The organism is Bradyrhizobium sp. 134 (assembly GCF_023074155.1).
Taxonomy (GTDB): Bacteria; Pseudomonadota; Alphaproteobacteria; order Rhizobiales; family Xanthobacteraceae; genus Bradyrhizobium.
In genome coordinates, this window is sequence record NZ_JADPKX010000014.1 from 51,259 (window position 1) to 63,832 (window position 12,574).

9 protein-coding genes are annotated in these 12,574 nt (G+C 57.9%); 5 read left to right on the forward strand and 4 right to left on the reverse strand.

All coding sequences use genetic code 11. The features are described 5' to 3' along the window. Window positions 1-99 precede the first annotated feature (99 nt). The 3 genes from nifK to IVA75_RS05495 all read right to left on the reverse strand — a co-directional run bounded on the left by nifK (window position 100) and on the right by IVA75_RS05495 (window position 5,622). Entirely contained in the window at window positions 100-1,659 is a 1,560-nt protein-coding gene (gene nifK, locus IVA75_RS05485) for a nitrogenase molybdenum-iron protein subunit beta (RefSeq protein WP_247285966.1), read from the reverse strand. 80 nt (window positions 1,660-1,739) lie between these two features. After that, window positions 1,740-3,242 (reverse strand): nitrogenase molybdenum-iron protein alpha chain, encoded by a 1,503-nt coding sequence (gene nifD / locus IVA75_RS05490; RefSeq protein WP_018457672.1) that lies wholly within the window; start codon window positions 3,240-3,242, stop codon window positions 1,740-1,742. Window positions 3,243-5,328: 2,086 nt separating this feature from the next. Continuing rightward, the gene (locus tag IVA75_RS05495; RefSeq protein WP_247285925.1) at window positions 5,329-5,622 is read right to left on the reverse strand and encodes a hypothetical protein; all 294 of its coding nucleotides are present in this window, start codon (window positions 5,620-5,622) and stop codon (window positions 5,329-5,331) included. 2,019 nt (window positions 5,623-7,641) lie between these two features. Between IVA75_RS05495 and IVA75_RS05500 the strand changes: the two genes are divergently transcribed. From IVA75_RS05500 to IVA75_RS05510, 4 genes are all read left to right on the forward strand, one after another. Continuing rightward, entirely contained in the window at window positions 7,642-8,709 is a 1,068-nt protein-coding gene (locus IVA75_RS05500; protein WP_249799214.1) for a cytochrome-c peroxidase, read from the forward strand. Between the two features lie 456 nt (window positions 8,710-9,165). Beyond that, the gene (locus IVA75_RS40315; protein ID WP_346658406.1) at window positions 9,166-10,389 is read left to right on the forward strand and encodes an integrase family protein; all 1,224 of its coding nucleotides are present in this window, start codon (window positions 9,166-9,168) and stop codon (window positions 10,387-10,389) included. A gap of 18 nt (window positions 10,390-10,407) precedes the next feature. After that, entirely contained in the window at window positions 10,408-10,806 is a 399-nt protein-coding gene (locus IVA75_RS40320) for a hypothetical protein (RefSeq protein ID WP_018457665.1), read from the forward strand. Between the two features lie 72 nt (window positions 10,807-10,878). Then, complete coding sequence (locus tag IVA75_RS05510) at window positions 10,879-11,019, forward strand: hypothetical protein (RefSeq protein ID WP_157643034.1); 141 nt, start codon at window positions 10,879-10,881, stop codon at window positions 11,017-11,019. Between the two features lie 47 nt (window positions 11,020-11,066). Here the strand turns inward: IVA75_RS05510 and IVA75_RS05515 are convergent, their stop codons facing one another. Further along, window positions 11,067-11,483, reverse strand: coding sequence for a hypothetical protein (locus tag IVA75_RS05515; RefSeq protein WP_247285923.1), 417 nt, complete (start codon window positions 11,481-11,483; stop codon window positions 11,067-11,069). A gap of 527 nt (window positions 11,484-12,010) precedes the next feature. Here IVA75_RS05515 and IVA75_RS05520 point away from each other — a divergent pair. After that, window positions 12,011-12,376, forward strand: coding sequence for a hypothetical protein (locus tag IVA75_RS05520; protein WP_247285922.1), 366 nt, complete (start codon window positions 12,011-12,013; stop codon window positions 12,374-12,376). Window positions 12,377-12,574 lie beyond the last annotated feature (198 nt).

Genomic DNA, 12,574 nt, shown 5'->3' on the forward strand with positions numbered 1-12,574 from the left:
CAAGACATTCGCACAGACCAAGAGGATGGCCCGGCGGATAACCCGGGATCCCCGCCACAGCGCCGCTGTTCCTGCGGACGATGAGGCGGGGCGCTCGCCTCAACGTATGATGTCGAAGCTGTAGTCCGTCTTGCCAACCGAGCTCGTTTTTTTATCGATCTCATCAAAGATCTTGTCGAGAATCTTGACCAGCACATTCATGCTACCCTGATAGCCCCACACTGGATAACGATGGTGATGATGGCGATCGAAGATGGGAAACCCGATGCGGATTAGCGGCGTTCCAGTGTCACGCTCGAGATACTTGCCGTAGGTGTTACCGATCAGGAAATCGACTGGTTCTGTGAACAGGAGCGAACGCATGTGCCAGAGATCCTTGCCCGGGAAGGCGCGGCAGTTTTTACCGAACGGCGAGCTCGCGAACAGCGCCTGCATCTTCTGCTCCCAGCCCTTACTTCCGTTGGTCGAGAGCACGTGCGTCGGCTCAGCGCCAAGCTCCAGCAAGAATGCGGCAAGGCCATAGCAGAGGTCGGGATCGCCGTAGATCGCGAACTTCTTGGCGTGAACATGCGCGCTAGAGTCAGCCATTGCGTCTACCAGACGCCCACGCTCCCGCTCCAGCGCATTGGGAATTGCCTTGTTGGTGATACGCGACAGCGTCATCAGGAAATCGTCCGTGGCGCTGACACCCAGAGGGTGATTGAAGGCGACGACCTCCTGGTCGTGCCCCTTGATGAAGGGCAACGTCTTCTCCGTACAATATTGCTGCATGGAAATGGTTGCCTTCGCATGGACTGCGTTCGCGGCATCCTTTAGTGTCGTGCCGCCATCATACATGCGGAACTCGCCGTCGGTGGGGGTATCGAACACATCACTGTTATCCGCGAGGATCGTGTAGCCGATCCCCATCAGCTCGAAGATGCGCTTTATCTCACGGATGTTCCCGACAGTGTAGCCGTCGAAGCCACCGATGAAGTTGATCCAGTTGTTCGCTTTGCGCTGGAGTTTAGGCGCCGTGCCGGCTTTGCCATCCCAGAAATGCTCGAGGATGCCCTTGAGCGTGTTGTCGTAGCCAGTAATGTGGCTACCGACGAATGCAGGAGTGTGAGCGAATGGTACGTCGTAGTCCGCGGGGACTGAACCTTTTTCCTTTGATGTTTTGATGAAGGCGTTGAGGTCGTCGCCAATGACTTCCGCCATGCAGGTCGTGGCGACCGCGATCATCTTCGGCTTGTACATGTTGTAGCTGTTGGCAAGCCCGTCGGTCAGGTTGTTGAGCCCCCCGAACACAGCCGCGTCTTCCGTCATGGACGAGGAGACGCACGAAGTCGGCTCCTTGAAGTGCCGCGACAAATGGCTGCGATAATACGCGACGCAACCCTGGGAGCCGTGGACGAACGGCAGTGTGCGCTCGAACCCGAGCGCGGCGAACACCGCACCTAGCGGCTGGCAAGCCTTCGCCGGATTGACGGTTAGCGCTTCGCGGGCGAAGTTCTTCTCGCGGTATTCGGGCGTCTTGGACCATTCTCCGATACGGTCGACTTCGGCGGGATCGTGCGGATTCTCAAATAGCGCCTTCTTATTGGCCAGCATCTGCTGGTATTCGTCTCCCCGGAAAAGCTCGGAGTGGTCGAGGATGTGTTCGGCGTTCTGTGTCATCATGGCACTCTTCAGGTTCTTGTGTTCGTTCTCCTGCCCTTCCCTCCTCTGCGGAGGAAAGGGCCCGAGCGTCGGCTTTCCTATTCCGCCGCCATGAGGCTCGGCCGCGGAGCGTCCTTCCAAGGTGCGGTGGTCTTCCCCCAGATCGGGGAGTTGATTGCCATGTCCATGTCTCGGGCGAAGATCGCGAAGCCGTCATAGCCGTGGTAAGGACCCGAGTAGTCCCAGGAATGCATTTGGCGGAACGGCACGCCCATCTTTTGGAAGACGTATTTTTCCTTGATACCGGAGCCGACGAGGTCGGGCCGGATCTTTTCGACGAAGCGCTCGAATTCGTAGCCGGTGACATCGTCGTAGATCAGCGTGCCGTCCTTGACGTAGTGCTGGGCGGTGCGCTGATAGTCGTCGTTGTGACCGAACTCATAGCCTGTGCCGACAACATCCATGCCGAGGTCCTCATACGCGCCGATGACGTGGCGAGGACGTAGGCCGCCCACGAACAGCATTACGGTCTTGCCATCGAGCCGCGGCCGGTACTTCGCGGTCACCGCATCGACCAGCGGCTGATATTTCGCGATGACGCGCTCGGCGCCCTCCTTGATTTTATCATCGAAGAAGCTTGCAATTTTGCGCAGCGACTCCGCGATTTTGGAAGGCCCGAAGAAGTTGTACTCGCACCAGGGAATCCCGAATTTTTCCTCCATGTGCCGTGAGATGTAGTTCATCGAGCGATAGCAATGCAATATGTTGAGTTTCGCTTTCGGCGTCGCCTCCAATTCAGCGAGAGATCCATCCCCGGACCACTGGGCGATGACGCGCAGGCCCATTTCTTCGAGCAGGATCCGTGACGACCAGGCGTCGCCGCCGATGTTGTAGTCACCGATGATGGCGACGTCATATGCGGTCGGCTGAAATTTAGAGCTGGCTTCTGGGGCGCTCTTGTCGAAGATCCAATCTCGAATGGCGTCGTTCGCGATGTGATGGCCGAGCGATTGTGACACGCCACGAAAACCCTCGCACCGCACAGGCACGATGGTTTTGCCGCCATATTCCTTTGACTTTTCTCTGGAGACTGCCTCGATATCGTCACCGATCAAACCAATCGGACATTCGGACTGAATGGTAATGCCCCTGTTGAGAGGAAACAGCTCCTGTAGCTCGTCGATGAGTTTGGTGACCTTTTTATCTCCGCCGAACACGATATCCTTTTCCTGGAAATCGGAAGTGAACTGCAGTGTCACGAACGTGTCGATGCCGGTCGTGCCGACGTAGTAGTTGCGCCGCGAGCCCCATGAGTACTGACCACAGCCGACCGGACCGTGGCTAATGTGGATCATGTCCTTGATCGGCCCCCAGACCACGCCCTTGGAGCCCGCGTAGGCGCAGCCGCGGATGGTCATTACGCCCGGAATGGACTTGATATTGGACTTGACGCCACAATCGGACTTCCCCGCCTCGTGAACACTCAGATGCTTGGCGCGCCTTTTGGCGGTCTTCTCTGGGTAGACCTTCAACACCTCATCAATTAGCTGCTTGTTGCGCGCCTTGATCTCTGCGACGCTCTCGGTAGTTGCTCGGCTCATACAAATTTCCTTTCGATTGTCGTCTCAAATGAAGAAGCGGCGCTTTTCCGGTAGACCGACGGATTTCCGATCCGGCGTTGAGGTGTAAAGCGTGCAATCTCGCTGGCCGGTCCTACCGGACGCAACTCCGCGGGGTTCTGGATCATGCCGCAGCGGTCGATCAGAATGTTGCAGCTCATCTCGGCTAAGCGCTTGCGAGCGCCATGTGTGACGCTGTTGATTTGTCGACGGAATCGCTGACCAAGACGCGTCTCGGTGATGTCATGCCTGCCCTCCAGCCTTGGTCATATCGGCATCTTTACTCGCTCGCGTGCCATCAGGAGCGGCCTGCCCCTCTGCATGTCGATGCAAAGGCTAACAGCCGCCTGTTGCGCAGGGGTTTGCAACGAGTGTGCCAGCGCTGGTTGAACACGAAAAACCCACGTCTGTAGAGCTAGATAGCTGGCAGGATGCGGATTGTTATAAACCTGACTCTGCGTGGCACCGACAGGCGTACCCGCTAACGCTCTGTCTGAAACAAAACAATCACTTGCGCTCTCCGCCAGCGAGATAGGTAGAGTCTTCCCGCGCGCCGGCGTCACTCCGGTGCGCAGCTTTGCTTGGCGCCCCATCGAGCGATCGCAAACACGATCGGCTCGAGAGAGTTCAGCGCACGTAGATGCGCCCATGGTGTTTGCGATCGATACGGAGCAAGTGATGATTGAGGGCTGCAGCACCTCTTCTGGATGACTAAGAGAACTCAGTTGTCAGCAGACGGCGTTGTTTCACTTACAGGCGATCTTTCGGTTCGCTCGTCATTCCAGTTGATCTCGTGGAGACGCGCTCTAAGTGGCGACACCCGATCTCGTGGAGAGCATTGGGGCTGATCGATTCTCAGCCCGCGATAGCCTTAAAGGCGCAAGCTCGTGGCCCTTGGTCATTCGGGGTAAAGAGGTCGGCGTTCTACAATGGCCCGTCCTTGTCATTCGGCAGTCCAGTTGCAGCTCGCTTCAGCATCTCGGTAAGACAGTCCGCGACGCAATTCGGCGCTTCGATCGGGCGCGCGTCGACTTTCTTTTATCACCGCTTGCGGAAGCGTGACGCGGTGAGCCGACGCCGGCACGCGGCACCGAGTGCAGCGACAACGAGGCCTGTCTGATAATGAGCGCGAGGCGCTGCTCCCACTACAGACGGACACCACTAGAGCGGCTCGATCAGCGCGGGCTGCCTTCAAGTGCGCGTTGAGCGTTCATCCTCCGTCAATGAAGCTTCCCATATTCTCTGTTCGGCAAATAGGGCCCGTGGGTAGCCTACTTTTATCTACTTCCCGGCGCGAAATTGATGCTTTCCAGCCTTTGGCCAACGGCATGGGACAAAACAAACCCCGCCGAGTGGACGGCGGGGGTCTGAAGCGAGCATGATGGGTGCGAGGTCTACGGAGCGGCTCGGCTACTCATCGTCCGGCCGATGTTGCCGAGGTTGAGATTACACCGAGGGCGACCTAGCGCTGCATTCCGGCGTTATCCTTCTATCAGCATCGATTGAGGCCGTTTCGCCGCTTAACCATGCTGATGCGTCCATCGCGTGCGTCATCTTTGGCCACCGCGGAACCAGCGCTTCTTCTGTTCGCGCTTGCGCTCAGGGCTTTTGCTCGGTCGATTGGGGATGCATACCCCCCAATGCTCTCGCAGCGCCGGCCTCGTTGCTGGCAGAGTAGAATCCGGCGTCAGTCGCCACCAGCCGCGGCACGCCCCCTGGTGGGTTGCGATGGCCGGGATCAACAGATCGCCATTGGGCCGCCGGGCATAGAGTTAGTCGACGATCTTGCAGCTTGATCATTTTGCCGAACTCATTGGGCTTGCCGGCTTGTCCTTACGGATGATCTCGGGCCGGCGGCTCGAACACGCCGAGAACCTTATCTTCCACATAAGTGTCGCCGTGGAAGATGCGCGCCCGGGCTCTTGACGCATCACCCGCAGTACCAGCGGCAACATCCTATCGAGCTCCGCGCGGAGCCTCTCCAGTGCGATCTGCTGCAGAATGTCCGTTGCCTTCTTCACTCCTTTGGATATTTCTGCGCTTGCGGAAATAAAGCGTAAGACACGAGTCACTTCCAAAAAAGAGATTCTGGCCAATCTGTGAACTCCAATTCGAAGCTACGTAGGCCAGTAAGTTTGGTGGTGAATTTAAGGGTCTTCCCTGAAAGGGCTGCCAATGAGCCAGATGCGAACTTGAATACTGTCGTGCCGGAAGTTGCGACCGCAATGCCTTGCTCCCCTTCCATGCTAGAGAAGCCGGTCGCCTCGGAGAGTTGCCCAATTGCAACTCCCTCCAGCGCGCGGTGAAATTCCAAGGACGCTAGGTACGTTCCTTTATCAGCAGCCCACTCGCTGACCGACACTGCTGTAATCCCCGCGTCACGCGAGAGACCATCCGCGATCTGGCAGCCATATTGAACCGTGAGAATGACCCGCTCGTTCCGAACTCCGACCGGCTCTCGATCGGCGGCAGTGATCGTGCACGCGTACCGCCTTGTGTCCGCAACCGCGCTCGCGCTTAGCCCGAGCAGCTCGAGAGCGGAACATAATGCAAAAGCGATAGCGGCTCTTCTCATTCGGCTACACCTAGTCTGGAGTATCGTTCGCCTGCTCTGTACAATCTGACGCTACGGCCGATTCAAGCTTCTTCGATCGCTCTGTCGGATGAAAGCTACTCATGGTGACCGCGGTTTCGCAGAAACGGCGCAATCGGTGTGCCCCAGCCGTGGTCCTGGATGGCGGGCCCGAACGGTTTCATTATCGGCGCTCACCGCGGGCCAGCACATCGGTGAAAAGGCTGAGGACCGACGCATTTCAGCTCGGCGGCGGCCATGATGGCGCGGCGGTCCGCGGCGACGGAGCCTACGTTTCTGACGCAGGCGCATGCGTTCTATGAGCCGACGCCATTTTGCGCGCCAATGACCTGCGGCTCCCGAATTTTGCTTGACAGTGTCAATGTAAAAGGAAACGTGGTCGCTAGGAGCCGTTCAAAGGCAGATTGCCGCTCAAGCAGGCGATCTTCGAGAACCTTACGCTCGAGATTACTCAGCTCGCTTTTAAGCCTTCTTCGACAGCGCCAAATGTCATTCCGCACGTGTCGGATCTCATTCAATCGATCGTCAATCGCAGCCATCACCGACGCCATATCTAACTTGAACCAGCCATGGACAATTGGTCAATCACGTCCTTCCCTCAGTAAGACGCGGATGAGATCTCACGACCTGGCCATCTGCGGACATGATGTAAAGATCTCCTACCAACATGTCCTCTTGTACGGAAGTCTTTCAACGCAAGAGCACGAAGTGACCATTGCTTCTGCAGAAGTTCAGCGATTCTTGCGACCAGCGCGCAGGATTTCAAAAGCTGCCACTCGGCCGTGGGTGGGTCGAAATGGTTATCTTATCCCAACCCACACGCGGCCCGATCAGGTGTCAGGCCGGCACTTCAGCTGGTGTCGAATGGGAATATCCGAGTAAATCGGACCTTCGTACCGTCAAACTCTAGTCTAGGTAACAGATTTGAGATGGGCAATTGCTCTGCCAGCGAACCCCAGGTGGGATTCAAGACAAGCCATGTTCAGGCTTCGGGGCTCGTCTGTTACAAACGAGCGCGATTTCGGAGGCGGCGCGCAAAGAGCCGACCCGAACTGAGTCGGCGAGCCTTCAGTCGGCAGGGCGAGGCGAAATCGTGAGCGATGCGCACCGCCGGGCGCCTCGGCTCGGTGTCTCGCCGTAGGCCAGCGTAGATCTTTGTACCGCCGTGCCACGTGTGGCCGGCAAGCCTGGCAATCGGATCTCATCACAAAACTTCCTGAGCGATGATGTCTAGCCGGGACTGGCGCTTGTCGCATCTGTGACACTGTATGTATTCATCAAAGCAAGACATCCGACGTTGTTCGGCAGCCCGGACTCGTTTTGTACCTAAATCAGCAGCTTGCATGTCAGATGCAAGACTGGCATGGGGGTTGCTATTGTCCAGCGACACCGTGAGCGCTGAGCGCGACCAGAAGTGCAACACGGATAGATCAACTTCGCTGGAGCGTATTGGCCACCCAATCGCTCAATGGAGAACCGATGCGGCCACCGGACAAATTATCCTTTTTCGGCACGCTTATTGTTGTCAGATCGGCCATCATTCCGAAGGTTGAGGTGCTAGTCTGATCTACCAAGGTCGTGATCTAAGCTCAAAGCGAATTCGCCAATCAAATAACGGCTTAAAGCCTCTTGGGCGAACGCCGGCAGCGAGCACCTCGAAATCGAACATTTGATGCAGCCTCGCTTCACAGGATCCGGTGCATGCTGCGCCGGCCCGTTGAGGGAACAGAGTGTGGCATCGCTTTCGACTGTTTCCTTCGTATCAATCAGAACTGATGAGGCGGGTGTATGAACAAATCGATCCGGGAGCTTCGGCTTGTGGCTGAAGCATCTGTTTTGGCGATTGGCCTGTTGATGTCGTCAGGAGCTAGCGCGGACGATGATCTGATGAGAACCGCCAGGCAGATCTTCCATCCGATCCCCTCAATCATTCCTGCGGTAAAGGACAATCCAGTCACGCATGAAAAGGTCGAGCTTGGCAAGATTCTGTTCTTCGATCCACGGCTATCGGCAAGCGAGATCATTAGCTGCAATACGTGCCACAATCTCGGCAGCGGCGGAGTCGATGCCGGTCCGACCTCAGTCGGTCACGGCTGGAAGGTCGGCCTACGTCGGGCCCCAACCGTCTACAACGCGGTCTTCAATGCGGCGCAATTCTGGGACGGACGCGCCGCGGACCTCAAGGCGCAAGCAACTGGCCCTGTGCAGGCGAGTGCCGAAATGAATGCGACTCCGGATCATGTGCTCGACACCTTGAACTCAATGGCCAGCTATGTCGTCTTGTTCAAGAATGCTTTCCCGAACGAGGCTAGACCGGTCAGCTTTGAAAACTTTGCGAAGGCAATCGAGGCTTTTGAAGCCACTCTCATCACACCTGCGGCCCCGTTCGATCAGTATTTGGAGGGCAATACACATGCTCTCGATGATCAGCAGAAGTCAGGGTTGGCGCTGTTTATGGAGAAGGGATGCTCCTCTTGCCACAATGGAATCAATGTCGGTGGACAGGCCTACTTCCAGTTCGGCGTGATGAAGAAGCCGGACGCAACCCTGCTTCCGCAAGCCGATAAGGGCCGATTCGCGGTCACCAAGGCGGTCGGCGACGAATATGTCTTCCGCGCTGCGCCGTTGCGGAACGTTGCTTTGCGAGCCCCTTACTTCCATTCGGGCCAGGTTTGGAGCCTGAAGCAAGCTGTTGCCTTGATGAGTGAAATCCAGCTCGGCGCCAAGCTTAGCGATGGGGAAGAAAACGATATTGTCGCGTTCCTGAATTCGCTTACCGGGCGGCTACCTAAGATCGACTATCCGATACTACCCACCCGTACGAACACGACGCCAAAGCCTTCAATAGACAGATAGGATTAACAGCACCGGCCTCATGTCTTGCCGAATAATAACAGATGCGACGCAAGAACCCGGCGTCCCGCAATGACGTCAAAATGAATGATCCCGTGCTGTCACTCATAACCATGCGATCGGGTAGGAGGAAACCTCGCTTTTCTGCGGTGCAGAAATTCATCTCCGCCAGGGGGATGCGCCGAACCGGACCGGCGCCGCGACGAAAAACATCGCGAGCGGAAACTTGACGCCGAGGGGGACCCAGCGACGTCGACGTGCGCCGACCTTGAAGGTCGACGAGGCCAAGTCCCGCATGAGAGCGTCGTGATCGGGTCCCATTGGTCTTGCCCTGCGGCTTCACCTTGAAGACGAGATCGAGGACGATCGCCTGGCCCAAGTGCCAGTCCGGCGGGTCGGGTCGAGATTTCCGACCGCCCACTTCGTCACCTTCGCGATCGTCACCGCCGGCCGGAACGCGTGCTCGACGTGACGGTTGCCCTGGTCGCGATCTTGCCCGGCTGGCGACGTGAAGACGATCCGTTAGCCGTCGTATCGAGGCCCACCGGATTCGTTCAGCCTGCATCGCAGAGCAAGCACTATTGCTTCCTTTGGAACGGCGAACGGATCCATCAGCTGTTCCTGCTTCCGGCCGAACCCAAGGTGATGGTGCCGGAAGACCTGATGAGGTCCGTCACGGCGGCATGGTCGCTCCGGCAACCAACACTGCTCGCTTCACGCGATAGCGTAGAAGCACTGAAGAATAGGGACTTTTCGGTGAGTATGGCGGAGAGGAGGCCGCCTTCCGTGTTCTCTGGCGTCCGTCACTATCCAGCGCAAATGCTGGGGCAGCTTGATAGGGCAGAGGGGAAAACGATGGCTCGGGAAATTCACAGGCTGAAAGCAACATCAGCGGCAACGATCACCAAACACGGCCGGCATGCCGACGGCGGCGGCCTATATCTCTCAATCTCGCCGAACGGTGGCCGGCGCTGGATGTTCCTCCATCGCTGTCACGGCAAGACCATCGAACTAGGCTTCGGATCGGCGCCCAAAAAAGGAGTCGTCGCTGCGCATGTGACGCTGGCCGACGCGAGAAAGCTTGCGGCCGCGGCGCGCGAGATGATCGCGAAGGGCACGAACCCGAAGGATGCGAAAAGGCCCGCGGTCGACGCCACGCTCGGTGAGTGCGCCGAACGCTTTATCGAGAACAAGGCGGCGGGTTGGCGCAACGCGAAGCACGGGGCGCAATGGCGAATGACGCTGCTCGGCGTCAAATCCAACCGCAAGGCAGCCGAGCTGGACTATTGCGCCAAGATCCGCCCGATGCACGTCGACAAGATCGCCACCGATGACGTGTTGGATGTGCTGCGGCATATTTGGCAGAGCAAGCCGGAAACCGCGCCGCGTCTCCGCGGCCGGATCGAGGCGGTGTTGGATGCTGCCAAGGTCAATGGGCATCGCAGCGGCGAGAGCCTGGCGCGGTGGCGCGGACACTTGGAGCACAGCCTATCAAAGCGCCATCTAACGCGCGGCCATCATGCGGCAATGCCCTATGACGATGTCCCGGCCTTCTTGATCGACCTGCGGGCTCGCGAGGCTGTCTCGGCGCGCGCCCTCGAATTTCTGATCCTCACCGTGCCGCGCACCGGTGAAGCGATCGGCGCACGCTGGACTGAGTTTGATCTCGATCGCGGCGTGTGAACCGTGCCGTCTCAGCGGATGAAGGCCGGGCGCGAGCACCGGGCGCCGCTGTCGGCGAAGGCGCTGGAGATCGTGCGGAAGATGGACGAGGTGCGAATCGGAGAATTCGTCTTCCCTGGTCAGAGCGCCAACAAGCCGCTGTCGGGTATGGCGCTTGAAATGGTTCTCCGCCGCATGAAGATCGAGAACGCGACGGTGCACGGCTTCCGCAGCTCGTTCAGAGATTGGGCCGGCGAGTGCACCAGCTTCCCGCGCGAGCTTGCCGAAACCGCTTTGGCGCACGTCATCGGCGACAAAGCCGAGCAGGCTTACCGGCGCGGCGACGCATTGGAGAAGCGGCGCGTGTTGATGGACAGCTGGGCTTTGTACTGCCAGAACACGACAAACGTCGTGCAATTCCGAAATGCGCAGCAATGACGGGATTGAAGGCAACGGCGCCGGCCTGCGATAGGCCGAGCAAGCAAGGTCAATTGTAACATGAGTGAGCCGGTGACAATCGAACGTCTCGAACGCGCTTGCGATTGCCGCGCATTGCATTGCGCAGGACGGCCCGTGCTGGCGCCGCTGGTCGACCGGCTGGAGCGCGAGTTGGCGACGATGCGCCAGGCGCCTAAGATCAGCTCGGACTGAGCGATCTGCTGTCCTATTGCGCGGGAGTCAATAAGAGCGGGTCAGCATTAATCCTCTGGTTCATGATCGCTCGAACGGATGTCTTTCTCCGCCAGATATACGGCGTAGTTGAGGCTGCGACACTCGTCGAGGAAAATCCACCGGTCACCACTTTCGCTCCAGCGGTAGGCATTATGGCTTGAACTGAACCAACGTACTTCGCGGATCAAGTCCGGCCCATTGGCCACTTCGTAGGTAAGTGACGTGCTCTCGAAGTCTCCATCTTCCTCATCGATGTCCATGTGCGTCTTCCTTTCTGTTACAAATTTCCAGAACGTGGAAGTAGCATCAAGGTCTACGGCTGCCGGCGTTGAAAGGTCGTCAGCGGTTGTATTGACTTCCTTGATCGGCGTTTGTACCGAGCTGAAAAGCTTGCAGCTTTCTTGAGGATTGATCTTTAGGTTGCCTTTCTGTCGGCCAGACACATATGCGTACTGCCGAGGCCAACAATCATAGGACGCTTCGATGGGATTGGCGAGGCAAAGCTCTGGTAGGTCAAGAAGACCGTACGAGGTCAAACCCCCTCAGATGTCCAAGCGGGCACTGAAGGATTTTCCAAGTCGGACGTATTGTTTTTCCCAGGGCGGCAAGGATCGGCGCTGGCGCCACTCCAGAAATCGGAGCGCCAATTGCTGGGTCGGGCGGCGCGTTCGGTGTGGTGCTTATGCTGTCTCCGTTCGTTCCGGCTCGTCGGAACCTCTCTCGCCCGCTGGGGCGCCGCACGCTACTGAATTTCGATCAAGGATCCTCTTGTCTAATCGCACGTGCCCCAGCCGGCGGCCCTAATTGAGTTTGCGCCGTAGTTTCCCGATGATCTCCCGCAAGCCGACCGCGCGTGCTTCCGTGACTTGCCGGATCGCCGAGTCACCGACTGCCCCGGCGATCCCCCACAGGTCGTTTCTCAGGCGTTCTGTTCGGCGCTGCCGGTGGCCTATTCATCCAGGCGGGCGAAATGAACCTTGAACAGTTGATGGCCTTCACCCTGACCGACGATCACGCACGGCAACAAGAAGTTTGGGCCGGGCTCGGCTGGGATAGGGATGCCGAGACCATTCGCGGCGTGCTGACCGAGGATCACGTCTGTACGAATCGTGCGGGGCGAACAGATACGGCGGGATATGGAAGGATTGCGGCGTCGGCATCCGGGCCGGTATCACGGACGGGAGATGTAGGCTGGAAATGGCTGAACGAAACAGTCAACATACAAAGCGTAATCATTACGTCCCGCAATTCTACATGCGCCAGTTCGCGCTTGACGATGACAGGACAAAAGTTAAATGCCTTTCGCGCCATGACCCCTACGTCAGCGTTGGAGTGAAGTCGATAGCCCGGATCGGTTATGAGGAAGATCTGTATACATTCAGCGTTGCGGGCTCCAAGGCGTCGATCGAGGATGATCTCAACCAAACTATCGAAACGTGAGCGTCATGCAGGGACCACGCGCTGAGGGCTGATCTGGTCGGCTAGAAGATCTCGCGGAATGGTTTGTCGCGAGGTCACAATGTCGAAGGATAGT

What these genes read in the sequence shown, in the direction of transcription:
- IVA75_RS05520 (WP_247285922.1), top strand. Translation starts at nt 12,011, where the DNA reads ATGAACCTTGAACAGTTGATGGCCTTCACCCTGACCGACGATCACGCA.
- nifK (WP_247285966.1), bottom strand. Translation starts at nt 1,659, where the DNA reads ATGACACAGAACGCCGAACACATCCTCGACCACTCCGAGCTTTTCCGG.
- IVA75_RS40320 (WP_018457665.1), top strand. Translation starts at nt 10,408, where the DNA reads ATGAAGGCCGGGCGCGAGCACCGGGCGCCGCTGTCGGCGAAGGCGCTG.
- nifD (WP_018457672.1), bottom strand. Translation starts at nt 3,242, where the DNA reads ATGAGCCGAGCAACTACCGAGAGCGTCGCAGAGATCAAGGCGCGCAAC.
- IVA75_RS05500 (WP_249799214.1), top strand. Translation starts at nt 7,642, where the DNA reads ATGAACAAATCGATCCGGGAGCTTCGGCTTGTGGCTGAAGCATCTGTT.